28 protein-coding genes are annotated in these 25289 nt (G+C 35.0%); 21 read left to right on the plus strand and 7 right to left on the minus strand.

Going from position 1 to position 25289, the window contains the following annotated elements; genetic code table 11:
• Nucleotide 1 precedes the first annotated feature (1 nt).
• The 8 genes from DESTER_RS06335 to flhB are packed head-to-tail and all read left to right on the plus strand — an operon-like array spanning nt 2 to nt 5560.
• Nucleotides 2-1708: a flagellar hook protein FlgE gene (locus DESTER_RS06335; RefSeq protein ID WP_013638823.1), complete on the plus strand. Its 1707-nt coding sequence runs from the start codon at nt 2-4 to the stop codon at nt 1706-1708.
• Between the two features lie 35 nt (nt 1709-1743).
• Nucleotides 1744-2250 (plus strand): flagellar basal body-associated FliL family protein, encoded by a 507-nt coding sequence (locus DESTER_RS06340; protein WP_013638824.1) that lies wholly within the window; start codon nt 1744-1746, stop codon nt 2248-2250.
• A 4-nt stretch (nt 2251-2254) separates the two neighbouring features.
• Nucleotides 2255-2497 carry a FliM/FliN family flagellar motor switch protein gene (locus DESTER_RS06345; RefSeq protein ID WP_013638825.1) on the plus strand — a complete coding sequence of 81 codons (243 nt, stop codon included), beginning with the start codon at nt 2255-2257 and terminating at the stop codon, nt 2495-2497.
• Nucleotides 2484-2786 carry a hypothetical protein gene (locus tag DESTER_RS06350; protein ID WP_148223780.1) on the plus strand — a complete coding sequence of 101 codons (303 nt, stop codon included), beginning with the start codon at nt 2484-2486 and terminating at the stop codon, nt 2784-2786. Before DESTER_RS06345 ends, DESTER_RS06350 begins: the two co-directional genes overlap by 14 nt.
• Nucleotides 2743-3471 carry a flagellar type III secretion system pore protein FliP gene (gene fliP, locus DESTER_RS06355; RefSeq protein WP_013638827.1) on the plus strand — a complete coding sequence of 243 codons (729 nt, stop codon included), beginning with the start codon at nt 2743-2745 and terminating at the stop codon, nt 3469-3471. Before DESTER_RS06350 ends, fliP begins: the two co-directional genes overlap by 44 nt.
• On the plus strand, nt 3468-3737 hold the full coding sequence (gene fliQ, locus DESTER_RS06360; RefSeq protein WP_013638828.1) for a flagellar biosynthesis protein FliQ: 270 nt from the start codon (nt 3468-3470) through the stop codon (nt 3735-3737). The genes fliP and fliQ overlap by 4 nt, the downstream gene beginning before the upstream one ends.
• Nucleotides 3734-4516, plus strand: a complete 783-nt coding sequence (locus tag DESTER_RS06365; protein WP_013638829.1) for a flagellar biosynthetic protein FliR — start codon at nt 3734-3736, stop codon at nt 4514-4516. The genes fliQ and DESTER_RS06365 overlap by 4 nt, the downstream gene beginning before the upstream one ends.
• Nucleotides 4517-5560 (plus strand): flagellar biosynthesis protein FlhB, encoded by a 1044-nt coding sequence (gene flhB, locus DESTER_RS06370; RefSeq protein WP_013638830.1) that lies wholly within the window; start codon nt 4517-4519, stop codon nt 5558-5560. It begins immediately after the preceding gene.
• Here the strand turns inward: flhB and DESTER_RS06375 are convergent.
• Genes DESTER_RS06375 through DESTER_RS06385 form a run of 3 tightly spaced genes read right to left on the minus strand, consistent with a single transcriptional unit; the run spans nt 5552 to nt 7432 of the window.
• The gene (locus DESTER_RS06375) at nt 5552-6019 is read right to left on the minus strand and encodes a MotE family protein (RefSeq protein ID WP_013638831.1); all 468 of its coding nucleotides are present in this window, start codon (nt 6017-6019) and stop codon (nt 5552-5554) included. The genes flhB and DESTER_RS06375 overlap by 9 nt on opposite strands.
• Complete coding sequence (locus DESTER_RS06380) at nt 5988-6395, minus strand: hypothetical protein (RefSeq protein ID WP_013638832.1); 408 nt, start codon at nt 6393-6395, stop codon at nt 5988-5990. The genes DESTER_RS06375 and DESTER_RS06380 overlap by 32 nt, the downstream gene beginning before the upstream one ends.
• A gap of 8 nt (nt 6396-6403) precedes the next feature.
• Complete coding sequence (locus DESTER_RS06385; protein ID WP_148223781.1) at nt 6404-7432, minus strand: flagellar brake protein; 1029 nt, start codon at nt 7430-7432, stop codon at nt 6404-6406.
• 387 nt (nt 7433-7819) lie between these two features.
• Between DESTER_RS06385 and mnmA the strand changes: the two genes are divergently transcribed.
• From mnmA to DESTER_RS06425, 8 genes are read left to right on the plus strand one after another with little or no spacing between them, the layout of a single operon-like run.
• Nucleotides 7820-8890 (plus strand): tRNA 2-thiouridine(34) synthase MnmA, encoded by a 1071-nt coding sequence (mnmA, locus tag DESTER_RS06390; RefSeq protein WP_274530085.1) that lies wholly within the window; start codon nt 7820-7822, stop codon nt 8888-8890.
• Entirely contained in the window at nt 8872-9312 is a 441-nt protein-coding gene (locus tag DESTER_RS06395) for a F0F1 ATP synthase subunit B (RefSeq protein WP_013638835.1), read from the plus strand. Before mnmA ends, DESTER_RS06395 begins: the two co-directional genes overlap by 19 nt.
• 10 nt (nt 9313-9322) lie before the next feature.
• Nucleotides 9323-9796, plus strand: a complete 474-nt coding sequence (locus DESTER_RS06400) for a F0F1 ATP synthase subunit B (RefSeq protein ID WP_013638836.1) — start codon at nt 9323-9325, stop codon at nt 9794-9796.
• Nucleotides 9797-9807: 11 nt separating this feature from the next.
• A complete protein-coding gene (atpH, locus tag DESTER_RS06405) occupies nt 9808-10341 on the plus strand; it encodes an ATP synthase F1 subunit delta (RefSeq protein ID WP_013638837.1) in 534 nt (177 codons plus the stop codon).
• 26 nt (nt 10342-10367) lie between these two features.
• Nucleotides 10368-11882 carry a F0F1 ATP synthase subunit alpha gene (gene atpA, locus DESTER_RS06410; protein WP_013638838.1) on the plus strand — a complete coding sequence of 505 codons (1515 nt, stop codon included), beginning with the start codon at nt 10368-10370 and terminating at the stop codon, nt 11880-11882.
• A 15-nt stretch (nt 11883-11897) separates the two neighbouring features.
• The gene (gene atpG, locus DESTER_RS06415; RefSeq protein WP_013638839.1) at nt 11898-12758 is read left to right on the plus strand and encodes an ATP synthase F1 subunit gamma; all 861 of its coding nucleotides are present in this window, start codon (nt 11898-11900) and stop codon (nt 12756-12758) included.
• A gap of 14 nt (nt 12759-12772) precedes the next feature.
• Nucleotides 12773-14218: a F0F1 ATP synthase subunit beta gene (gene atpD / locus DESTER_RS06420; RefSeq protein ID WP_013638840.1), complete on the plus strand. Its 1446-nt coding sequence runs from the start codon at nt 12773-12775 to the stop codon at nt 14216-14218.
• An 11-nt stretch (nt 14219-14229) separates the two neighbouring features.
• Nucleotides 14230-14655 carry a F0F1 ATP synthase subunit delta/epsilon gene (locus DESTER_RS06425; protein WP_013638841.1) on the plus strand — a complete coding sequence of 142 codons (426 nt, stop codon included), beginning with the start codon at nt 14230-14232 and terminating at the stop codon, nt 14653-14655.
• Nucleotides 14656-14668: 13 nt separating this feature from the next.
• On the opposite strand, the gene DESTER_RS06430 is transcribed toward DESTER_RS06425, so the two are convergent.
• Nucleotides 14669-15115, minus strand: coding sequence for a desulfoferrodoxin family protein (locus DESTER_RS06430; protein WP_013638842.1), 447 nt, complete (start codon nt 15113-15115; stop codon nt 14669-14671).
• Nucleotides 15116-15289: 174 nt separating this feature from the next.
• Here DESTER_RS06430 and DESTER_RS06435 point away from each other — a divergent pair, with 174 nt between their 5' ends.
• From DESTER_RS06435 to uvrA, 5 genes are all read left to right on the plus strand, one after another.
• Nucleotides 15290-16444 (plus strand): IS481 family transposase, encoded by a 1155-nt coding sequence (locus tag DESTER_RS06435; RefSeq protein ID WP_013638843.1) that lies wholly within the window; start codon nt 15290-15292, stop codon nt 16442-16444.
• The gene (gene rplM, locus DESTER_RS06440; protein ID WP_013638844.1) at nt 16441-16869 is read left to right on the plus strand and encodes a 50S ribosomal protein L13; all 429 of its coding nucleotides are present in this window, start codon (nt 16441-16443) and stop codon (nt 16867-16869) included. The genes DESTER_RS06435 and rplM overlap by 4 nt, the downstream gene beginning before the upstream one ends.
• A gap of 11 nt (nt 16870-16880) precedes the next feature.
• Nucleotides 16881-17291 (plus strand): 30S ribosomal protein S9, encoded by a 411-nt coding sequence (rpsI, locus tag DESTER_RS06445; protein WP_013638845.1) that lies wholly within the window; start codon nt 16881-16883, stop codon nt 17289-17291.
• Complete coding sequence (argC, locus tag DESTER_RS06450) at nt 17263-18312, plus strand: N-acetyl-gamma-glutamyl-phosphate reductase (protein WP_013638846.1); 1050 nt, start codon at nt 17263-17265, stop codon at nt 18310-18312. Before rpsI ends, argC begins: the two co-directional genes overlap by 29 nt.
• Nucleotides 18313-18395: 83 nt before the next feature.
• Complete coding sequence (gene uvrA / locus DESTER_RS06455; protein WP_013638847.1) at nt 18396-21206, plus strand: excinuclease ABC subunit UvrA; 2811 nt, start codon at nt 18396-18398, stop codon at nt 21204-21206.
• 351 nt (nt 21207-21557) lie between these two features.
• Here the strand turns inward: uvrA and DESTER_RS06460 are convergent, their stop codons facing one another.
• From DESTER_RS06460 to DESTER_RS06470, 3 genes are read right to left on the minus strand one after another with little or no spacing between them, the layout of a single operon-like run.
• A complete protein-coding gene (locus DESTER_RS06460; RefSeq protein ID WP_013638848.1) occupies nt 21558-22091 on the minus strand; it encodes a macro domain-containing protein in 534 nt (177 codons plus the stop codon).
• On the minus strand, nt 22091-22816 hold the full coding sequence (locus DESTER_RS06465; RefSeq protein ID WP_013638849.1) for a 16S rRNA (uracil(1498)-N(3))-methyltransferase: 726 nt from the start codon (nt 22814-22816) through the stop codon (nt 22091-22093). Before DESTER_RS06465 ends, DESTER_RS06460 begins: the two co-directional genes overlap by 1 nt.
• Before the next feature lie 3 nt (nt 22817-22819).
• Entirely contained in the window at nt 22820-25282 is a 2463-nt protein-coding gene (locus tag DESTER_RS06470; protein ID WP_013638850.1) for an ATP-dependent Clp protease ATP-binding subunit, read from the minus strand.
• Nucleotides 25283-25289: the final 7 nt, after the last annotated feature.

Genomic DNA, 25289 nt, shown 5'->3' on the forward strand with positions numbered 1-25289 from the left:
AATGCTTCAATCTTTTTATACAGCTTTTACTGGATTAAATGCTGATAAAACCTGGCTTTCAGTAATTTCTGATAATATTGCAAATGTTAATACTGTTGGTTTTAAAAAAGAAAATGCTGTTTTTGAAGATCTTCTTGCGAGAAGCCTTACTACTTTTAAAAATGGAGCTCCTGTAAATCAGGAAATTGGTGGTGGTACCTTCATAAGTACTACTGTTAAAGATTTTAGCCAAGGAACCTTCATGAATACAAATAATCCTTTAGACTTAGCACTTGACGGTGAAGGTTTCTTCATGGTGAAAGATGAAACAGGTGTTACATACTACACAAGAAATGGAGAATTTAGACTAGATGCTAACGGTGATTTAATTAATATGTTAGGAATGAAAGTTCAGGGATGGATGCTTGATGAACAAGGTAATTTAGCAGGAGCAGTTGGAGCAATAAATATTCCTATGGATATGCCTCCAAAAGAAACTACAGAGATAAAATTCGAATCTCCTTCTAATTTAGATTCCCGTGTTGAGGATGCAACTAAAATGGAAAACGATAAAGCAGAAATCGGTAGTAATTTTTCTCACATAGGTTTTGATCCTTCTGAAGCAAATAGTTATTCATATATTAACACAGTTACTATATATGATTCTCTTGGCAATCCACACAGTTTATCCTATTACTTCCAAAAGGTAGATGGTAATACATGGAGAGTATACTCAACTGTTGATGGTGCTATTGTACCTATCAAACTAAAGTTTGCAGATAATACTATTAACGATAACCTATATTCCTACATTGAGTTTCAGTTCGATGACCAAGGAAAATTAATAACCGACTCCTTAAAAGCAGGATATCAGGTAAGTTATAAATATGATACTGATATAACGAAATCAGCAGGAGAGTTTGATGTTAGTGGACTAACTGCGGCTATTGGAAGTTTACATATTAAAAAGATCCAAAAGAATAATGACGAGTTTCTTGTTAACTTTCATGATAGTGGTGTGGTTAGAACAATTACTGTAGATGTGGGAGGTACCACAGAAACTCACTACATAGGAAATATCCTTGACAGTAATGGAAATATAGTTGGAGAAATAGATTACACTTCAGGAAAAATTACATTTGACGATGCGAGTATTGAAAAAATAACTTTGGATTATGTAGAACCTGTTTCTTCAGGTGCTACACTCACAGGAACTGTAGATAATCCTGTTAAATGTCCAATAACTACTTCCTATGACACAATGACGAGTCCTGATGTAAACAATAAAAATACAATTGATATCAGTTCTTTTTGGAATGATTTAAAACAAGTAGCTTCTGATTTCATCTTTTATGCTCAGCAGGATGGAAATAGCAAAGGGGACATTATGTCTGTTGCCGTTAGTGAAGATGGTACAATTAGAGCAACTTATACTAATGGTAAAGTAAAAGATATTGCGAGACTTGCAGTAGCTACTTTTAAAGATAAGGAAATGCTTGTAAGAAAAGGAAATTGGCTCTATGTTCCAAATGTACAAACATTTACTCCTGTTATAATGCCAGGCGGAGTAATTTCTAAAGTTAGAAGTGGAATGCTTGAAATGTCTAACGTAGATATTGCTAGTGAGTTTATCAATCTTATTACAGCTCAAAGAGCTTACCAAGCTAATGCAAGAGTTATTACAACTGATGATCAAATACTTCAGGAAACAATGAATATAAAGAGATAATTAATAAAAAGAAATTTTAAACATATGGAGTATTAATGGCGGAAGAAGAAAAGCAAGAGCAAGAACAAAAAGGTAGTGGAAAGAAAAAATTTATAATCTTAATAGTATTACTCCTGCTCTTAGGAATAGGAGGAGGAGTAGCTTACAAGTTTCTTGTTTTAGATAAGAAGAAAGTAGAATCTCAAGAAAAGCAAGCTCAAAGGATTATTGAAGAAATTAAAGCCACAGAAAAAGTAGGAGTTATGTTTGATCTTGGAACTTTTGTTGTAAATCTTGCTGATACAGATATTGAAAGATATTTAAAAGTTTCTATAGTTCTTGAACTCAAAGACCAAAAAATACAGGCAGAAGCACAAAAAAGACTTCCTGAAATTAAGGATGCTATTACAACTCTTTTACTTACTAAAAAGTCTTCAGAAATTAGAACACCAGAAGGAATTGAATTTCTTAAAGAAGAAATAGCAAAAAGAGTTAACGCTATACTTCCTCTTGGTGGAGTAAAAAACGTATACTTTACAGAGTTCATAATACAAACAGGTTAGAGTCATGACTAAGCAAGATAAAAGGCTAGAAGACTTTAAAGATGTAAGTTTAAGTATTTCTCTTTGTATCGGGAAAAAGTTTCTAACTCTAAATAAGATACTAAAACTTAAAGAAGGAGATTTAATAGAATTTGACAAAAAACTTGAAGATTACTTAGATGTATACTTAAATGGTCAAAAGTTTGGTATTGGAGAACTAGTAATAGTTAATGATAAGTACAGCTTGAGGTTGGTTGATCTTGTTTGATGAAAATGTCACAAAGTTTCTTTTATCCTCGGCTTTACTTATTTTTTTTCTTCTTGTCCTTTACTATGCAGCAAATAGAATTCTTTCTTTCAAAGGAATTTATAAAAAAAGTTCTATAATAGATATAGAAGATTACAAACCTCTAGACAAAGAAAAAGGATTTATTGTAGTTTCTGCTTACGGAACAAAAATCCTCTTAGGTTACGACAAAAATGGTATGCATAAGCTAAAAGAATGGGAAAAAAATGAAGAAATACAGCCAAGTAGCGATAGTAGCGATAGCAATTAATCTTTTATATATTTCTACTTCTTATGGAGAAACAGTTAATGACTTTTTACCGCAATTAGGAAATCTTGATATCACTTTAAAAATTCTTTTTCTCATCACTATTCTTAGTCTTGCTCCAGCAATACTTATAACAGTAACTTCATTCACGAGAATAGTTATTATTCTTTCTCTTCTTAGACATGCTCTAGGTACTCCTCAGACTCCTCCTAATCAGGTAATAATCGCTCTTTCTTTATTCCTTACACTTTTTACTATGGCTCCAACTTTTCAACAAATAGATGAATTAGCAATCCAACCTTACATTAATAAAAAAATAAGTGATGTAGAAGCTATAAAAAGGGCTTCTGAACCTATAAAAAATTTCATGCTTCGTAATACCCGAAAGGAAGACCTTAAGCTCTTTCTAGATATAAGAAATGAAAAACCTTCTTCTCCTCAGGAGATATCTATGTTAACTTTAATTCCTGCTTTTATGGTCAGTGAAATAAGAACTGCTCTTGAAGTGGTTTTTGTTATTTTTTTGCCCTTTATTGTTATAGACTTGTTAGTTGCAAGCATTTTAATGTCTATGGGTATGATGATGATACCCCCCATGATGTTATCTTTACCTTTTAAGTTAATTCTTTTTGTTCTTTCCGATGGTTGGGAACTCTTAATAAAATCAATCATATTGAGTTACAGATGACAGTAGATCAGGTAATCACTTTAGGTCAAAAAATGCTTGAAATAGCACTTCTTGTAGGAATGCCAGTTCTTTTAACGACCTTTTTAGTAGGAATAATTATTAGTATCTTTCAAGCAGCAACACAAATACATGAGATGACTCTTACTTTTATTCCAAAAATCGTAGCAGCACTTTTGGCATTATTTATTTTTGGTAGTTGGATGTTGATAAAGCTTATTGACTATACGAAAGAAAACTTCCAATTTCTTATAAATGTAGTGAAATGACAGAAATATTAGATATTCATACTTTTTCTTTATTTCTTTTGACTTTTGTCAGAGTTGCTTCTTTTTTTCTTGCTTTTCCTTTTATCTCAACTACACTTATTCCTCTAAACATTAGAATTTTATTGATTTTAGCTTTCTCTTTTTATCTTTCACAAATAATAGAACCTTCACAAATGATTGACATAACAAAAATAGATCTTCTAAGTTTCTTTTTGCTAGTTATAAAAGAAGTATTACTTGGTATCAGTTTTTCTATTTTAACTACTATATATTCTTCTATTTTCATTCATGCAGCAGAACTCATAAGCTACTCAATGGGTTTAACGATAGTCAACATTTTTGATTCAACATTTGGTTCTATATCGGTACTAAGTAGATTTTTTGTTTATATATTTTATGTAGTTTTCTTCTTTACAGATGCCTATAAAATTTTTATAGCTGCTTTTGTAGAAAGCTTTAAAATAATTCCTATAGGAAACTTTCATCTTTCAGATTCTCTCCTGTACTTTTTTCTCAAAGAGTCAAAACTTATATTCTTCTTAAGTTTTAAAATAGCTTTTCCATTTATTATTACTCTTTTCATTACGAACTTAATCTTAGCTCTTGTTAATAGACTGATACCTCAAATAAATGTTTTCATAGTTGGTCTACCTCTTCAAATTTTTATAGGTCTATTCTTTTTATCCACGGGATTTTCTATTCTTATTTACTCATCTAAATATTTAATTGAAAAACTCTCTACTGATATAATAAACCTAATAAAAATCCTAGGGCATTAAATGGCAAAAGATCCCTCAAAAACAGAAAAGGCAACTCCTCGGCGGCGTCAGAAAGCAAAAGAAGAAGGACAAGTTCTTAAAAGCCAAGACATCCCAATAGCATTTACACTTTTAATAACTTCCACATTACTTTACTTTTATATTCCGTTTGCATACAAAAAACTTTTACAACTTTTTACTTTTGATTTTAGAACATCCAACAATGTAAACTTATGGAATAATTATCTAGTCTCTGCTAAAACTTTCGCGCTATTAATTTTACCAGTTTTCCTTGTACTTTTTCTAGGAGGCATTTTCTCAAACATAATCCAGTTTGGTTTTCTCTTTTCCCTAAAACCACTACTTCCAAAGCTTGATAATATCAATCCAATAAAGGGTTTAGGTCGACTTTTTTCCTTAAAAACTCTATTTGAAACCTTTAGAAATACTCTAAAGCTTATTATAGCTTTAGCTGTTGGTTACTTTAGTGGAAAATACATTTTATCGGACTTCTTTTCTTTAAGTTTTATATCACTAAACAACCAAATAATACTAATGCTTAAGTATACTCTTTTGCTCTTTTTTATTTTTGGTCTTTTATCCCTTCCTATTGCTGCCGCTGACTTCTTATTTAGAAGATGGGAATACGAGGAAAATCTTAAAATGTCAAAAGAGGAAATTAAAGAAGAAAGAAAACAGTATGAAGGTCATCCTCTTATAAAATCTGCTATTAGACGAAAACAGAGAGAAATAGCTATGAAAAGAATGATGGCAGAAATTCCTAAAGCTGACGTTGTTATTACAAACCCAACTCACTACGCAGTTGCTTTAAGATATGAAAGAGGAAAAATGCATGCTCCAAAAGTTATTGCAAAGGGAGTAGACAACATTGCTTTAAAGATAAAAAAGATAGCATTAGAACATAACATACCTATAGAAGAAAATCCCTATCTTGCAAGAGTTCTATATGAAAGCTGTGATATTGGTAGTTTCATTCCTGAAGAATTTTACCAAGCAATAGCAAAAATACTTGCAAAAGTTTACAAAAAAAAGAAATTATTTTGAATTTTTAGTTTCAGCTTTTTGTTTTTTTACCTTTGTTAAAATCTCAACTATTTTGTTTACTATGTCTGGATCTACATAGTTTAGAACATTTCCTGCTTTACGTGGCTTCATATTGTAAATAATATACGCTGCTTCTTTAGGATCGGAAAATTTTGATAACTTCTGACCTGCCATTTCAGGATCCATTTTCTCGAAAATTTGTGCAAGTTTTTTATATCTCTCAGATTCTATTTCTTTAATTTTTTTCTCAAAGGCCTTTTTTTCTTCTTCAAGTTGCTTCTTTTCTTCCTCTATCTTTTTTAGTAAGTTTTTTTTCTCTTCAAGAAGTCTTTGAACTTCTACTTTTAGTTTTTTTAATCTTTCTATTTCTTTCTGAGCTTCATGTTTCTCTATCTCTTGTCCCCAAGCAGATAAGCTAAATATAAAACTAAACAGAACGAGGGTAACTAAGAACCTCATTTACAAACCTCTCTATTAAAATATCCTCTTTTTTACGTATCTTAAGTGTTTCTGCTTTCTTTTTCTTTTCTAAAAGCTTTATCTCACTATTTATTGTGAAAATTTTTTCTTTTTGTTTTTCAAAAACTCTATCAATACTAATTATAAGTTTTTCTAAATTTTCGATATCTTCTAAAAGTTGATTTTGAAAAGTAGTTCGTAGAGAAAGAATTAATATATTTTCCACATCGAGTTTTTTTGTTTCTTCAAGTTCTTCTTTACATTTTTTTAGTTTTGCTTCAAGTTCTGACTTTTTTTTCTCAATTAGAAAAAGCTTCCTTTTTTCTATCTCCAATTCTTTCTTTTTAATTTCTATTAGTAAATTAAGTAATTTCATTTAAACCTCTAAGTTTTATTCTTTACAGCAAGTTGTGCTAATTTCTGTTGTTCTTTCTTGACAAAATCGTGAATAAATTCCTGATCTTCAGGTTTAATTTTTTCAAACTTGATTCCGTAACATGTAGAATATCTTTTCGGATAAACGTTTACAACTACTGATCGTATTGGAAAATCTTTACCACTAAGTTGAAACTTCACTACCACTTCTGTCATTGGAGTAATTTCTTCTTTTAATTCAGAGATAGGAATACACAACTTCAATCCCCCTGCACTAATATCAACAATTTTTCCTTTATACCATATTATTTTATCTTCTCTTTTATCATAAATTCCTAAGAGTCCATCTATTTCCACTTCTACCCTTGCATATTCTCTTCTTTGATATCTAGTAAGCTCAAATGTATGAGGAATTTTAAGCACGAGCTTTCCGTTATCTATATAGGTCTCTTTCACAGTTCCTTCCAAAGCATATATACCATCATTCTTTCTTATAAAAGATATTTTTACCTTTTTTTCTATCAGGCTAAGATTTGAGGGAATTTCTTCAATTATTGCCCAATACATAAATCTTTCATCTTTATCAAATAGAGCCACATCAAAGCTTAAATTATCTACATAAAGTTTTCCAGGTTGAAATAACTCTATATCTTTTGTACTTGTTAATGGAACGAAATAGGGTACAAAGTCGAAACCCAATTTCGTTCTCATGTCTTGGATTATTTCTTCTTTTGCATTTGGGTCTGTTTTAATATACAAGTCAACAACTTTTTCAAAAGGAGCTTTGAATTCTAAAGAAAGAAAAGGATCTCTTCCCATCTTTTTAGAAAAATTCCAAAGCACTGCGGCTTCTTCTTTTGTTAAAGATCTTTCTAAAGCTTCTTTGAAAAAAGAAATCCTTAAGTTTTTTTCTCTTAGATATTCTTTTATTATACCTGCTAACAGAAAAAATAGTACGATTAAGACTATGATCAAAACAAATACAGTGACAGTCATAATGTCGGCTGATGGCAATTTTAAGAAATCAATACGATTCATTTCCTTGCCCATTAATACTTGAATTTTAATCAATGTATGATTGTATCATAAATTAGCAACTATTAGGAAATTCCTGCTTCAAATACATGGTTTAGAAATTCTCAAGGTGTCCACCATGTATTGAACTCGAACACCTCCTTGACAAATTGTTAATAAGAACTATTATTAATATAGACCCCTATCCCCCTCCCTCCTCCCCAAAGATGAAAGGGGCGCCGGTAGGCGCCCTTCTTTTTTGTCTAATGGCGTGTATAACTTCTCTATCATCAATCATGCTACAATGTGGTAACACCGCTACATCGGAATTCCACTGGGACGGCTGTTTCTTCGTAGTTTGGAAAATTTAAAATGTAGTTTCCTTTCTGATCTTAAAAGCAGGACTTTCAGCTGCAAAAAGGAGGAATTATGAAAAAGGTTATTCTTGGATTCAGCGGAGGGATAGATAGCTTTTATACTGCTTACCTTCTAAAGGAACAAAGATTTAAGGTGTTTCCTGTTTACTTTAAAGTTCTTCCTGATATTTCCACTGAGAAAGCAGAAGAAAGTGCTTCCATTCTTGGTTTAGGATTAACAGTTATCGATCTATCTGATGAATTTAGAAAGAAGGTTATAAACCACTTTATTGAATACTACAAGAAAGGTTTAACCCCAAATCCATGTGCCATCTGCAACAAAGATATAAAGTTAAAGTATCTGTACGAACTCTCTAAGGAATTAAAAGCAGATTTCATTTCAACTGGGCACTATGCAAAAGTTAGTTACTTTGACAAGTGGAAAAAGAATCTGATCTTACGCGGAAAAGATAAAAGAAAAGAACAATCTTACTTTTTATCCCTCGTAGAAAAATTTGTTTTTCAAAAGTTACTTTTACCATTAGGGAACTTTACAAAAGAAGAAGTGGTATTAAGAGCTCAAGAGCTTGGATTTCCCTTTGAAAGTGAAAGTCAAGATATATGCTTTATTGAAGGACATTACGTTAATTTTCTTGAAAAGTTTATAAAACCTAAGCCAGGAGTTTTTGTTCTAATAGATGGAACTCCTGTTGGAAAACATAAAGGGTACTACAAATATACTGTTGGTCAACGGAGAGGGCTTGGAATTTCCTATACTAAACCTTTGTATGTTATTTCTATAGATGCTAAAAGGAACAGAGTTATTGTAGGAGAAAAAAAAGAGATACAGAAAGATATCATCTACGTTAAAAATATTAACTGGCACTTAGACTATGAAGTTGTTAAAAAATTTGATACTATTCAGGTTCAAATTAGGTATCGTTCAAAACCTGTAGAAGTAGAAAAAATAGACTATTTAAAAAATGGAATTTTTTGTGTAAAATTAGCAGCGAAAGTTGATGCACCTGCACCAGGACAGGTGTGTGCATTTTATAGTAACGAGCTCCTCCTGGGAGGAGGTGAAATAACTACGGAAGGAGAAGGGATATGGAAGGAAGTCTTGTAGCTATTGACTGGACTCTTGTGGTTCAGGCAGTAAACTTCCTCATTTTCATGGTTCTTATCAACAAGTTTCTCTTTCAACCTCTTCTAAATCTTATGGAGGAAAGAGAAAAAGAACTGGAAGTTCATCACTCTGAAGTAGAGGCACTAAGAGCTAAAGCTGAAGCTCTTTTAAAGGAAGTAGACCAGGTCTTAAATGAAGCAAAAGTCAAAGCTAAGACTTTTGTAGAAGAAGCTGTAAAAGAAGCTAAAAAAGAAAGAGATAAGATTCTTAAAGAAGCTCATGAAAAAGCAACTGCAAAAATTGAAAATTCTAAGAAAGAAATATGGGGTGCTTTCGAAACAGAAAGGCAAAAGCTTGAATCCGAAGCTGAAAAAATAGCTGAAGAAATAGTCAGAAAAATTTTAGGTAAAAAGGCTGCTTAAAGGGGGTAAGATGGAACAAGGGTCTCATCTTCTATTTTGGAAAGCAGTAAACACTGTAATACTAATAGCAATTCTTTACTACTTACTTAAGAAACCAATCTCTAGGTTTATTTCCGATGGCATTAATTCTGTTGTAAGTAGATTTGAAAAAATTAAGCAGGAAAAGGAAGAAGCTCTTAATCTTTTGAAAGAAGCTGAAAGGAAATCTCAGGAAGCTAAGGAAGAAGCAGAAAAAATTATCAAGTACTCACAGGAATTAGCCGAAAAAGAAAAGCAGCAGATTATCGCCGAAGCAAAGATTGCCGCAGAGCGAGTTATAAAGATGGCTGACGAAGAAATTGAGAAGGAAATTTACAAGGCTAAAGAAGAACTTAAAAAGTTTGCGGCTAAAAAAGCAGTTGAATTAGCTGAAGAGAAGTTGAAAGTAGCTATAGATGTTGAATCCAATAAAAAACTTATTGAATCCAGCCTTCAAAAGCTTTAGGAGGGATCAAGTTGAGACTGGAAGTAAGAATTGCAAGAAGGTATGCAAAAGCTTTAGCTGATGTTCTACCAAATGAAAAGCTTGAAAAGGTTAATGAAGAGGTAAAAACTTTACTTACTCTACTTGACGACAAAGCTATCAGGTACTTCAAGAGTCCTGTTGTTCCTACAGAGAAAAAGAAGAAACTGGTGGAGCAAGTTTTAGAAAAGGTAGAGGTTACTGAAGAGCTAAAGAAAGTTCTTCTTCTCATGGCAGAAAAAGATAGGCTCGGTATACTGAGAGAATTTGCGTCTGAATTTGAAAAGTTTGTTGATTTCCGTCTTGGAAAGATCAAGGCTGAAATTGTGAGTGCTGTAGAAATTGATGAAGAAACTCTCTCTAAGATAAAGGCTAAAATAGAAGAACTCTTTGGTAAAAAAGCAGAAATAAGTGTAAAACTTGATCCCTCCCTAATAGGTGGATTCATAGTAAAGGTTGCCGATAAAGTACTTGATGCCTCTATCAAGACACAGCTTGAAACACTTAAAAAGGCAATAGTAGATTAACATAAAAAAATTAGTGAGGTGAAGGGATGCAGATGCAAATCAGAGCAGAGGAAATTTCAGAACTAATAAGAAAACAGATTGAAGAGTTTGAAGCATCTGTTAAGCTTGATGAAACAGGTATAGTAATCAAAGTAGGTGACGGTGTTGCAAGAGTTTACGGTTTAGAAAATGTAGAGTACGGTGAAGTTGTAGAATTTGAAGACGGTACTGAGGGTGTGGCTTTCAACCTTGAAGAAGACAACGTTGGTGTTGTTCTTCTTGGTGAAGGTAGAGGTATTGTAGAAGGAAGTAAAGCCAAAAGAACAGGTAGAATTCTTGATATGCCTGTAGGTGATGGACTCATCGGAAGAGTTCTTGATCCTCTTGGAAGACCAATAGATGGTAAAGGAGACATTGAATACGTTGAAAGAAGAGCAGTAGAACGTATTGCTCCTGGCCTTGTTACAAGAAAACCTGTTCATGAGCCTCTTCAAACAGGTATTAAAGCTATTGATGCTCTTATTCCAATTGGTAGGGGACAAAGGGAGTTAATTATTGGTGATAGACAAACTGGTAAAACAACGATTGCTATAGACACAATCCTCAACCAGAAAAGAGAAGGCGTTATCTGTGTTTATTGTGCAATAGGCCAAAAAAGGTCAACAGTAGCTCAGACAATTCAGCTCCTTAAAGAACACGGAGCTATGGATTATACAATTGTAATTGCTGCTACTGCTTCTGATCCTGCTGCTCTCCAATACCTTGCCCCATATTCAGCTGTTACAGTTGCCGAATACTTTAGAGATACAGGAAGAGCCGCACTTATCATATATGACGACCTTTCAAAACAAGCTGTTGCTTACAGGGAAATGTCCCTTCTCCTCAGACGTCCACCAGGAAGGGAAGCTTATCCTGGAGACGTTTTCTATCTCCACTCAAGACTATTAGAGCGTGCTGCTAAACTTAATGATGAGCTTGGAGCTGGTTCACTGACAGCTCTTCCAATAATCGAAACAAAGGCTGGAGATATTTCTGCTTACATTCCTACAAACGTTATTTCTATTACTGATGGTCAGATCTTCCTTGAAACAGATCTTTTCTACAAAGGTCAAAGACCAGCCATCAACGTAGGTCTTTCTGTATCCCGTGTTGGTGGTGCAGCTCAGATTAAAGCTATGAAGCAGGTTGCTGGTAAGCTAAGACTTGAGCTTGCAAGATATAGAGAACTTGAAGCTTTCTCACAGTTTGCTTCAGATCTTGACCCTGCTACAAGAGCTCAGCTTGAGCGTGGTAGAAGAATGATGGAACTTCTCAAGCAGCCACCTTACAGCCCAATTCCTGTTGAAAAGCAGATTGTTGCATTCTTTGCTGCAATTAATGGATACCTTGACGATATTCCAGTTGAAGCTGTTACAAAGTTTGAAAGAGAGCTCTACACATTTATGGATGCTAAGTATTCTGAAGTCCTTAATGAAATCTTGGAGAAAAAGCAGCTTGATGATGAGTTAACTCAAAAGCTCCACTCAGCGATTAAGGAGTTTAAAGCTACATTTACAGCTTAACCAGTGAGGTAAAAAATGCCTGGAATGAGAGAAATAAAAGCTAAGATAAAGAGTTTGAAAGGTACAAAGCGGATTACCGCTGCAATGAAAGCGGTGTCCGCTGCAAAACTCCGTAAAGCTCAAGCTGACCTTTTTAATGTCCGGCCTTATGCTAAAGTGATGAAAGGTATCGTCGAAGGACTTTACTTGAGAGAAAATCCAGCAATTCATTCCATCTTTAAAGTTAGACCTGTTAAAAGAATTGAACTTGTCGTTTTTAGTTCAGATAAAGGACTTTGTGGAGCTTTTAACGCAAATATTATTAGAGCTGTTAATAATTTTGCTCGCGAAAAGATGGAAAATGGCATAGAAATAAGTCTTACAACCGTTGGTAATAAAGCAAGTCAATTCTTTTCAAAATATTCAGATTTAAAAGTTCGCAAAGAGATAAGAGATATTTTCAGAAGAATAGGTCTTCCTCTTGCAAATGAAATAAGTGAAGATTTATATCTTGGTTACATTTCTGAGTATTTTGATGAAGTTTATCTTGTTTACAATAGATTTGTAAATGCACTTAATCAAGAAGTAACATTTGAAAGAATTCTTCCTCTTTCTGTTGAAATCCCAGAAGGAACTCCTATTGCTGAATATACAGTAGGACCTGATGAATCTGTAGTTGAAGAAGCTGTTAAATCTTACGTATCTTCCATAGTTCTTAGGGCCTTAAAAGAATCTGAAACATCTGAGCATGCAGCAAGAATGACAGCAATGGATAATGCTACAAAGAATACCGAAGACCTTATTAGAAAGCTCACTATTTCCTTCAACAAAGCAAGACAGGCTGCAATTACGAAGGAGCTCATCGAAATCACAACAGCTATCGAAGCAATGAAATAATTAGGAGGATAGATATGGCAGAACATAAAGGAAAAATCGTTCAGATTGTTGGGCCTGTTATAGATGTTGAGTTCCCTGATGGCCATCTTCCAAAAATTTACCACGCCTTAAAAGTTCCAAACGTTAAGCAAATTACATGGGATGGTAAGATAACAACTGGAGATCTTATGCTTGAAGTTCACCAGCAGCTTGGTGAAGGAAGGGTTAGATGTGTAGCTTTTGGTGCTACTGAAGGTCTTAAAAGAGGAATGGAAGTAATTGATACAGGAGACTACTTGAAGGTTCCTGTTGGACATGCTACAAGAGGTAGAATTTTCAACGTTGTTGGGGAGCCTATTGATGAACAAGGTCCGGTAGAGGCTGAAGAATACTGGCCAATTCATAGACCAACTCCCCCTCTTACAGAACAAAAATCTACAGCAGAAATTTTTGAAACAGGTATTAAAGTTATAGACCTTCTTGAACCATACGCAAAAGGTGGTAAGACAGGACTCTTTGGTGGTGCTGGAGTTGGAAAGACAGTTCTTCTCATGGAACTTATCCACAACGTTGCTATGAAGCATGGTGGTTTTTCCGTATTTGCTGGTGTTGGAGAAAGAACAAGAGAAGGTACAGACCTCTGGCTTGAAATGAAAGAGTCTGGCGTTCTTCCAAACACCGTTCTTGTTTACGGTCAGATGAATGAGCCACCTGGAAACAGATGGCGTGTCGCAATGACTGGTGTTACAATGGCTGAATACTTTAGAGATGTTGAAGGAAGAGACGTTCTCTTCTTTGTTGATAACATGTTTAGATTTATTCAGGCTGGTTCTGAGGTTTCAGCTCTACTTGGAAGAATTCCTTCAGAAGTTGGTTACCAGCCAACACTTTCAACTGAAGTAGGTGCTATCCAGGAAAGAATTACTTCAACAAATAAAGGTTCCATTACATCTGTTCAGGCTATTTACGTTCCTGCTGACGACTTTACTGATCCAGCTCCATTTACACTTTTTGCTCACCTTGATGCTACAACAGTTCTTTCAAGGGCACTTGCCGAGCAGGGTATCTATCCGGCTGTTGACCCACTTGAATCAACATCAAGAATGCTCGATCCTCAAATCGTTGGAGAAAGACATTACAGAGTTGCAAGGGAAGTCCAAAGGTATCTTCAAAGATATAAAGAACTCCTTGAAATTATTGCTATCCTTGGTATGGAAGAGCTTTCAGAAGAAGATAAGCTTGTTGTTCACAGAGCAAGAAGAATCCAGCTCTTCCTTACACAACCATTCCACGTTGCTGAAGTCTTTACAGGTATGCCAGGTAGATACGTAACAATTGAAGAGACAATAGAAGGCTTTGAGAAAATCATTAGTGGTGAGCTTGATCACCTTCCAGAAAACGCTTTCTACATGGTCGGTAACATAGAAGAAGCAATTGAAAAGGGTGAAAAGCTTATGAAGGAAGCCGAAGCTAAGGCTTAAGGAGTGAAAAAATGGCTACCGTTAAAGGAATTCCAACAGAGATGGAACTTTTAATAGCTTCATCAACTGGAAAGCATATTGAAGCAAAGGCAAAGGAAGTTTACATAGAAACAGATGATGGTGACCTTGGAGTTTTGCCAGGTCACCAACCTGAGTTTTATTCAATTAGTGCAGGATTTGTAAGATTTAAAGATATTGAAGGAAAAGAAACAGTTAAACTTCTCTTTAATGGATTTGTTCAGATAGAGCCTGAAATTATTAGAATAGGTGTTCAAGATATCTATGAACCAGAAGAAGTTAACATAGAGATAATCGAGAATGAGATTTCTGAACTAAAAGAAAAACTATCCTCTCTTTCTGAAGAGGAAACAGAAACTCGCCAAAGACTCGAATCTGAAATATCCAAAAGAGAATTGCTCGTAAAGAAGGCCCGTTAAGGGCCTTTCTCCTTTAAACTACTTCAAGTATAATAGGTTTGCTTACCCAAAGTCCGTGTAAGTTGCAGTATCCAAGACCTTCAAGTATTGCGTTTCCGGGTTTATCAATTTTAACTGTGAAAAGAGCCTTAGGAGCTCCTTGAGTCGCTCTAAATGTTGCTTTTACAACTTCAAATTTATCTATCCATAAAGCTACAGACTCTATCCAGTGAGTCATAGTATTTGGATGAGGGTGATAATATCCAACCTCAACGTAAACATCAAACCATTCCCCAGCTCTTACTTTCTTAGGAGCCTTTACATATGGAGTATGTTTTCTTCCTCCAATAGATTTTAAATCAGGTCCAAATACAGGAAATTTTTCTTCTGCAGCTTTCGTTATTTCTGAAACTGTAACCCCTCCTCCTAAAAAAACTCCTGTTGCCAGAATAGTTTTCTTAATAAAATCTCTCCTATCCATTTGATTTCTCCAAAAGTAATGTTTATTTTTTCAATCTATTGAAAGAAATTTTCAATTTCAAGTTTTCATAGAATCATTCTCTATGTCATCAAACATTCTTAGCTTCTGTTGAAGTTCAGATAGAAGGTGGACACCCTACAATAACCTTTGAATACCACAAGGAGGTGTCCACCGATGAAACAATTGAAAAGATTCAAAGGAACATCCCTCCATATATCAAGCACAAATACAGCATTCAAAGAAACCCTGAAAGAAGGAAGAAGAGTAAAAAAGAAACTTGACCTAACAAAAGACAGAAATGTTAAAAGGAGACTCAAATGGATAGAGTATTACCACAAAACAGGCAACGCCAGAAAAACATGCAGATACTTTGGCATCAGTCCAACAACCTTCTACAAGTGGAAAAAAAGATACGACAAGTACGGGATAGAAGGACTCCAAGACAGAAACAAAAGACCTCATAAAGTAAGACAACCCCAAACAGAACCTGAAATAGAACACATCATCGTCACAATAAGGGAAAAATTCCCAACCTGGAGCAAAGAAAAGATAGCAGCCTTCATGGAAAGATACCTAAATGTAAAAATATCATCCTCTACAGTTTACAGGGTTCTCAAAAGACACGGACTAATAGAAAGAACCTGGAAACTAAAAAGTACCTACAAGAGGAAGAAACAGAAAGGGAAAAAGAACCGCACCAGAAAAGGACTAAGAGCAGACAAACCAGGAACAATCCTCATGGACGTTAAATACCTCTACTGGTGCGGTAAAACCTTTTACCAGTTCACGGCAATAGACAAGTTCACCCGAATAGCATTTGCCAAGGTTTATTCTACAAAAAGCAGCAGGAGCGGAAGAAGGTTTTTTGAAGAACTTGAAAAATTTCTTCCCTTCAAGATAGAGAAAGTTCAAACGGATAACGGGAGCGAATTTTTAGGGGAGTTAGACGAATATCTTAAAAGAAAAGGGATAGAACACTACTTTAGTTATCCGAAATCTCCCAAGACTAATGCGCATGTAGAAAGGTTTATTCAAACGACAGAAAGTGAACTATGGATGATAGAAGGAACAGAACCGACTGTTGATGAGATGAATAAAAAACTTTTTGAGTATTTAAAGATTTACAACTTTCTTAGACCCCATCACTCTTTAAATTACAAGACTCCCGCTGAGAAGTTTGAGGACTATATTAGAAGTCATCAAGGTGTCCACCATGTATTGAACTCGAACAGCTTCTTGACAATTCCGATTTACTTTAGTAAATTCCCACGTGCCCGCTACATTTTCGGCGTTCAAGAAAAACGCCAAATTTTGGAGGAAAACAGATGAAAACCTTCATGCTAAAGAAGGAAGAAGTTCAAAGAGATTGGTACGTGGTAGATGCTACCGGCAAAACACTTGGAAGACTTGCAAGTGAAATTGCAAAAATCCTTATTGGTAAGCACAAGCCAACTTACACTCCTCACGTTGATAACGGTGACTTTGTTATCGTTATCAATGCTGAAAAAATTCATGTAACAGGTAAAAAACTTGACAAAAAGATTTACTACAAACACACAGGTTACATGGGACATCTTAAAGAAACAACTCTTAAAGAAATGCTTCAAAAAAAACCTGAAGAAGTTATCAAGCTTGCTGTAAGAGGAATGCTTCCAAAGAATAAGCTAAGAGACCGCAGAATGAAAAGACTAAAGGTTTACGCAGCTCCTACCCATCCACACTCAGCACAAAACCCTAAACCCCTTGAGCTTTAATGGAGGAGTAAATGGCTGATATAAGATATTATGGAACAGGAAAAAGAAAGACCGCAATAGCAAGAGTTTGGCTTGTTCCTAATGGAGAAGGAAAAATAAACATAAAGCTTTCAAAGAATAAAACAGTTGATGCTGCTACGTACTTTGGAAGACTTGCTCTTTTAAAAATAATGGAGCAACCTTTCGATGTAACTGGAACTAACGGAAGATTTGATGTTATCTGTACTGTAAAGGGTGGTGGAAAGTCTGCTCAAGCTGATGCAATAAAGTTTGGTATTGCTAAAGCTCTTCTTGCATTTAATCCTGAGCTAAGGCAAACTCTTAAGAAAGCTGGATTCCTTACAAGAGACGCAAGAATCAAGGAAAGAAAGAAATACGGACAGAGAGGAGCTCGTGCAAGATACCAGTGGTCCAAACGTTAAGGTATCTATTATCGGTGGTTCTGGATATACAGGGGCGGAGCTCCTCCGCCTTTTACTGTTTCATCCGCTTGTAGAAGTAGTCTCTGTAACTTCAAGACAGTTCGAAGGGCAAAAAGTTACAGAAGTTTTTCCTCACTTTTCAAAAAGTCCATATGAAGATCTTATTTTTGAAAATTACTATCCTGATAAAGTTGCACAGAATTCAGATGTCGTCTTTTGCTGTCTTCCCCATAAAGCTGCTTTTCCAATTGTTAAAGAACTTAATGAAGTAAATCCTAAACTAAAAATCATTGACTTTAGTGCTGACTTTCGTTTTAAAAGTGTCACAAAATATGAAGAAGTTTATGGAGTAAAACATACAGCAAAAGAACTTTTTGAAAAAGTTGCCTATGGACTTCCAGAAATAAATAGAGAAGAAATAAAAAAGAAAAACATCATCGCAAATCCTGGCTGCTATCCAACAAGTATTATTCTTGGGCTTTATCCTGCAAAAGTTAACAATCTTATAGATCCTTCTTTTCCCATTATTGCTGACAGTAAATCAGGAGTAACAGGAGCTGGTAGAAAGTCTTCTTTAGCATTTACTTATTGCGAAATAAACGAATCCTTTAAAGCGTATAGTATAGAAGGACATAGACATGCACCAGAAATTGCAGAAAAACTTGATCTAACGTCTATTAGATTTACTCCTCATCTTGTTCCGATGAATAGAGGAATTCTTTCAACTATATACTTTAAAACAAATGTTACTAAAGAAGAGCTAAGAAGAATTTACAAAGAGTTTTATAAAAATGAGTATTTCATAAGACTAAAAAACAATCCACCAAAAACCTCTGATGTTGCAGGAACAAACTTCTGCGATATCTACGTAACAAAAGACGAAGAAAACAACCTTGGAATCGTTATTTCTGTTATTGATAACATAGGAAAGGGAGCTTCCGGTCAGGCTATTCAAAATATGAATATTATTTGTGGTTTTCCTGAAGGCATGGGGCTAACTGTCTTTTCACAGTGGATCTAATCAATTTTTTCATCAATTCCTTGCCATTTCCTTTAAGATTTTCTTAAATTTCCTTATTGCAAATTATTTTCGTTTGGAGAGCAATGAAGGATAAAATCATAATTAAAGGTGCACGTCAACACAATTTAAAAAATATTGATCTTGAAATTCCTAAGAATAGTTTGGTTGTTATTACTGGAGTTTCTGGTTCAGGAAAATCATCTCTTGCCTTTGACACTCTCTACGCTGAGGGTCAGAGGCGTTATGTTGAAAGTCTTTCTGCCTATGCAAGGCAGTTCCTTGAGCTTATGGAAAAACCAGACGTTGACCTGATAGAAGGACTTTCTCCTGCTATATCCATTGAGCAGAAGACGGTTTCTAAGAATCCCCGTTCAACAGTTGGAACAACGACAGAGATTCACGACTATTTGAGAGTTCTCTTTGCAAGAGCTGGTACACCTTGCTGTCCAAAGTGCAACGTTCCTATTGAACCTCAAACTATTCAGGAAATAGTTGACAGGATTTTAAAACTTGAAGGGAAAAGGATAATTATCATTTCTCCTGTCGTAAGGGAAAGAAAAGGAGAACATAGAGAACTGATAGAGAGACTTTTCAAACAAGGATTTAGAAGACTCAGGATTGATGGAAAAGAATACAGAATAGAAGAAGCTTTAAACCTTAAGCTTGAGAAGAAAGTAAAACATACAATAGAAGTAATTGTTGATAGATTAAAGGTAAATCCAAAGGATAAAACAAGAATTGCAGACTCTGTTGAGATAGCAGTAAATCTCTCTGAAGGTCTTGTTACGCTGCAAGATTACGATACAAAAGAGGAGGAGACTTTTTCAACAAAGGGTGCCTGTCCTATTTGTGGATTTAGCTATAAGGAAATTTCCCCAAGGCTATTTTCTTTCAATAGTCCCCTTGGAGCATGTCCTGAGTGTGGAGGACTCGGCTTTAGGCTTACAATAGATCCAGACCTTTTAATTGACTGGGATAAACCGATTATAGAAGCTATTGAACTTGTTGAAAAAGCAAAATTTGAGTACTTAAAGGATTTAATAGAAACAGGATGTGAATATTTAGGAATTTCCTCTTATACGAAAGCTTCAAAGTTGTCAAAAAAGGAACTCGACTTTCTTTTCTATGCAGAGAAACAGGAATTAAGAGTCTTTAACACAGTTCCTTATAGCCGTGGAAACTATAAACCTTACTACTTTGAAGGAATAATCAGACACCTTGAAAGACGGTATATGGAATCAGAATCTGATTACGTTAAAGAATTGATAGAGCCATATCTTAGAGAAGTTACATGTGAAAAGTGTAAGGGAAGAAGGTTAAATGAAGAAGCTCTTTCTGTAAAGATTGGTGGGCTTAATATTGCTGAAGTTGAATTTATGAGTGTTAAAGAGTGTTATGAGTTCTTTAAAAGGATGAAGTTTTCAGGTCAAAAAGCAATTGTTGCTGAAAGAGTTTTAAAAGAAGTAAAGAATAGACTTAAGTTCTTACTCGATGTTGGTCTTGACTATTTAACCCTTGATAGGAGAACTTCTACTCTTTCCGGTGGTGAGTCTCAAAGAATAAGACTTGCAACACAAATAGGTTCACGGCTTACAGGAGTTCTCTATGTTCTTGATGAGCCAAGTATAGGTCTTCACCAAAGAGATAACAGAAGGCTTATTGATACCCTTAAAGGTTTGAGGGATCTTGGTAATACTGTTGTTGTTGTTGAACATGACATTGAAACTATAGAAAGTGCCGACTTTATCGTTGATATGGGGCCAGGTGCTGGAGTCCATGGTGGTGAAGTTGTTGCTGTAGGAACGCCGGAAGAGATAAAGAGTAGTGAAAGATCTCTGACGGGTAAGTACCTTTCTGGTAAGCTGAAGATTGAAGTTCCCAAAGAGAGGAGAAAACCCGCAGATAAGTGGTTGCGGATAATTGGCGCAAGGGAACACAACCTTAAAAACATTACTGTTGAGATTCCATTGGGACTTTTTGTCTGTGTTACCGGTGTTTCAGGTTCGGGAAAATCTACTTTAATAAACGAAATCCTTTATAAAGCATTGGCAAAGGAAATCTATAAAAGTAAGGTAACTCCTGGAAAACATGACAGGATTGAGGGACTTGAGTTTGTTGATAAAGTTGTGAGAGTTGATCAGTCTCCAATTGGCAGGACTCCAAGATCAAACCCAGCCACTTATGTAGATGTTTTTACACATATCAGGGAACTCTTTGCTGCAACTCCAGAAGCAAGGGCAAGAGGTTATAAAAAGGGAAGATTTTCATTTAATGTTCCAGGTGGTAGGTGTGAAGCCTGTAAGGGTGATGGAGTTGTAAAGATTGAGATGCATTTTTTGCCAGATGTCTATGTAACCTGTGAAACTTGCGGTGGGAAACGCTACAACAGAGAAACTCTTGAGATTACTTATAAAGGTAAGAACATTTACGACATTCTTGAAATGACCGTTGAGGAAGCTATAGAGTTCTTCAAAAATCATCCAAAAATCCTAAATAAACTCCAAACCCTTTATGATGTAGGTTTAGGTTACATAAAACTAGGACAACCTGCAACAACCCTTTCAGGTGGCGAAGCGCAGAGAATAAAACTTGCAAAAGAACTTTCTAAAAAGGGAACAGGAAAAACCGTTTATATCCTTGATGAACCAACAACGGGACTTCACATACACGATATAAAAAAATTAATAGATGTTCTTCAAAGACTTGTAGATAAAGGTAATACAGTAATAGTCATTGAACATAACCTTGACTTTATAAAATGTGCCGACTGGATAATTGATCTTGGCCCTGAAGGGGGAAATAGGGGTGGAGAAGTCGTTGCTATAGGAAGTCCTGAAGAAGTTGCAAAGACAGATACCTGGACAGGTAAGTTTTTAAGAGAAGTTCTGTCGTAGAAAAAGAAAAATAAAAGAAATGTTAGCTGTTTGAAGGGGAAATATACAGTTAGGTTATATATTTGAGTAAGTTCATCTATTCTTACAAGTTGCTCTAGTTTTTCATTTAATTCTTTAAGTTCTTTTGCCATGGAAGCATACTTATAAGCAAGAGGCGGTGCGATAATTAAAGGTAAAATCGTGGAAAGAAAAATTCCAGCTAAAAGTGCTTTCCCTTTTAAGTTTAAAGCTAAATCAGTTAATATAGTCGTAGGAACAGAAATACAAAGAGCTATTAAAGTAACAATTAAAACTTCCTTTTTTATATTCAAAAATCCCCCGTGATGAAGTTGGGAAGGAATTATAACACTATTATTTAAATTCGTTATAAAAGAGCTCTGACGTTAATTTATCTATGTTAGTAAAGTGGATTTCTCTTATAGTTGTTTCAGGATGACTATCAATATATTTTTGAACTTCGTCAGCTATGACTTTTACTCCTAGTTCTTTTGGATACCCAAATACTCCCGTACTTACAGCCGGCAAAGCTATAGATTTGAGTTTTAGTCTTTCAGCAACTTCAAGAGCAGATCTTATAGCACTTCTTAGCTTTTCTTCTTCGTTTCCCTCTCCCCAAATAGGACCTACTGTGTGAATTACGTATTTTGCCTTAAGATTGCCAGCAGAGGTATAAACAGCTTTACCTGTTGGGACGTAGCCAATTCTATTGCTTTCTTCTTGAATAATTGTTCCTCCTTTTTTCACAATAGCACCTGCTACACCTCCCCCATGCTGCAAGCTACTATTTGCAGCGTTTACTATTGCTTCAGTACATTCATCTGTAATATCACCGTGAATAACTTTTATCTTTACTCCATTGTAATTTTTTTCAAGAAGAACTTTCATTAATACCCTCCTAAATCTCCCCACAAGAATTGCACCAATGTCATACCCGCTATTGCCGCTGTTTCTGCCCTTAGTATTCTCTTTCCAAGATATATAGGTTTAAATCCTTTTTCCTTTAGAATTTCTATCTCTTCCTTGTCAAAACCTCCTTCAGGACCAACAATCAAAGAAACAGAAGAAGCTGAAAAAGATTCATAATCCTTTAAGCTCTTTCCTCCCTTTTCCCAAAGAACAAATAAAAGATCGCTGTTGTTTTCTATTTCTGGAAGTTTTACTGGAGAATGAACAATTGGAAGAATATTTCTTCCACACTGTTTTGCTGCATTCACAACAATTTCTTCCCATCTTCTTAATTTATTATCCCAGTTCTTTATATTCTGAGCGTTTGATGAACGTTTACAAACAACAGGAATAATTTCTGTTACTCCTAACTCTGTAGCTTTCTGTATTGCTAACTCAAACTTTTGAAGTTTATTTGTTAACCCCATGTAAAGCGTTGTTTTTAAATGACTATCTCTGTTAATATTTATCTCTTCAAGAACCTTTAACCTAACAGAAGTTGGAGAGGCAGCTTCTATCTCTGCTAAATATTCTCTTCCTTCTCCATCAAAAATAATTATTTCGTCTCCTTTTCTAAGTCTTAAAACTTTTAAAGCATGGCGAGCTTCCTGTCCTCGAAGGTAAGCCACGCCATTACCAACTTTATCTACTTTAAATCGCTGCATTTTTTATACTCCCATTGTCTGCTTCTTCTTTCGACTCTTTTTTTCTCTCACTGAAATCTTTCCTTTTGGTGTTATGTCAAAAACAACATTACCACCTTCAGTAAATCTTCCCATTAGTATTTCATCTGTAAGTCTATCTTCAATAAGAGATTGAAGAGCTCTTCTTATTGTCCTTGCCCCATATTCCTTCTTGAATTCTCTGTTAACAACGTATTCTATAAATCTGTTTGTAACATGAACCTTTAAGTTTCTTTCCTTCAGCTCTTCGTTCAACCTTTCAACCTGTCTTCTTACAATTTCTTTTACATCTTCCTTTGTAAGTGGATGGAAAACAATTATTTCGTCTAATCTATTTACAAATTCAGGTTTAAAGTATCGCTTGACCTCGTCAAGAACAAATGACTTCATTCTTTCAAAGGAACGCTCTTCTTCTTTTCCATCCGTTACTTCAAATCCCATTCCTTTTTGAGAGGAAATAAGATGCTTTGCTCCAAGGTTTGAAGTCATAATTAGTATTGCGTTCGTAAATGAAACTGTTCTTCCAAGTCCATCTGTAAGTCTTCCATCTTCCATAATTTGAAGAAGAATATTAAGAACATCAGGATGCGCCTTTTCTATCTCATCAAGGAGAATTACTGTATAAGGTTTACGTCTAACAGCTTCTGTTAACTGTCCACCTTCTTCATAACCAATATATCCTGGAGGTGCACCAATGAGCCTTGATACTGTATGTTTTTCCATGTATTCAGACATATCAATTCTTATCATTGCCTTTTCATCACCAAAAAGAGCTTCAGCAAGAGCTTTTGCCAGTTCAGTCTTTCCAACTCCTGTTGGTCCAAGGAATAGAAAAGAACCAATAGGTCTTTGAGCACTACTCCTTATTCCAAGTCTTGAACGTTTAATAGCCTTTGCAACCGCTTTAACGGCTTCTTCTTGGCCAACAACTCTTTTATGAAGTTCACCTTCAAGCCTAAGTAATTTTTCCGCTTCTTTTTCCTGAAGCTGTTGAACCGGTATTCCTGTCCATAGTGCAACTATTTCTTCAACTTTAGCTTCGTCTATAACTATTTTTTCCTCCTTTTGTTTTCTCTTTAGTTTTCTCTTTATCTCTTCAAGTTCAGCAAGAAGAACGAGTTCTTGCTGCTTGTAGTAATGAGCCTTTTCGTATTCAGCCATTGCCAAAGCTTCTTCTTTAAGTGATTTAACTTTTTCTATTTCTTTCTCAAGTTCTTCTACTTTGCTATCTTTGCGACTTGCTTGAAGTTGCGCTTTAGCACCTGCTTCATCAATTATGTCAATTGCCTTATCTGGCAATTTTCTGTCATTTATGTACCTTACAGAAAGTTTTACTGCTCTTTCAATAGCTCCATCTGTTATTTCAACGTTATGGAATTCCTCAAATTTTGGTTTAAGACCTTTAAGTATCTCAATTGCATCTTCAACAGTTGGTTCTTCAACCATTACAGGCTGGAACCTTCTTTCAAGAGCTCCATCTTTTTCTATGTATTTTCTATACTCATCTATTGTTGTTGCTCCAATTACCTGAATTTCTCCCCTTGATAAAGAAGGTTTCAGTATATTTGAAGCGTCCATTGAACCTTCTGCTGCTCCAGCACCAACAAGAGTATGGATTTCATCAATAAAAAGAATCACATTTTTATTGTTCTCCAACTCTTTAACAATCGCTTTTAATCTTTCCTCAAACTGACCTCTATACTTGGTTCCTGCAATGAGAGAAGCCATATCAAGAGATACTATTCTCTTATTCTTTAGTTTTTCCGGCACATCACCCTTAGCAATTTTTAGAGCAAGTCCTTCTACAATTGCTGTTTTGCCAACACCAGGTTCACCTATTAAAACAGGATTGTTCTTTCTTCGTCTTGCAAGTATATGAGTTACCCTTTCAATCTCTTTTTCTCTTCCAATTACGGGATCAAGCTTACCTTCCTCTGCAAGCTTTGTAAGATCTCTTCCAAATTTGTCAAGGTTTGGTGTAGAAGACCTCTTGGTAGCCTTTTTCTCTCTTGCTATACCTTTGAGAAGATTTGAAACCTCTCTCCTTAATGTATAGTGATCAAGGCCATAACTTCTCAAAATTCTTCCAGCAAGACCAAGTCTTTCTTTTGCAAGAGCTATAAACAGGTGTTCTGGTCCTACATAAGCATGACCTAGAATTTTGGATTCTTCTAAAGCATGCTCAAGAACTCTTCTAGCTTCTGTAGAGAAAGTTATAGTATTTACATCAACTTCATAGCTTACAGGTTGAACTTGAGATATAATAATTTCCTGAATTCTTGCCTTTGAAATGTTATACTTTGATAGTATTTGGTTTGCAATCTCATCATCCCTTAAAAGAGCTAATAAAATATGCTCTGTACCAAGTTTTTCGCATCTTAAAGCAACAGCTTGTTCTTTAGACTTAATAATTATCTGTCTTGCTTTAGCCGTAAATCTTTCAAACATATGTACT

This window comes from Desulfurobacterium thermolithotrophum DSM 11699 (assembly GCF_000191045.1).
GTDB lineage: Bacteria > Aquificota > Aquificia > Desulfurobacteriales > Desulfurobacteriaceae > Desulfurobacterium > Desulfurobacterium thermolithotrophum.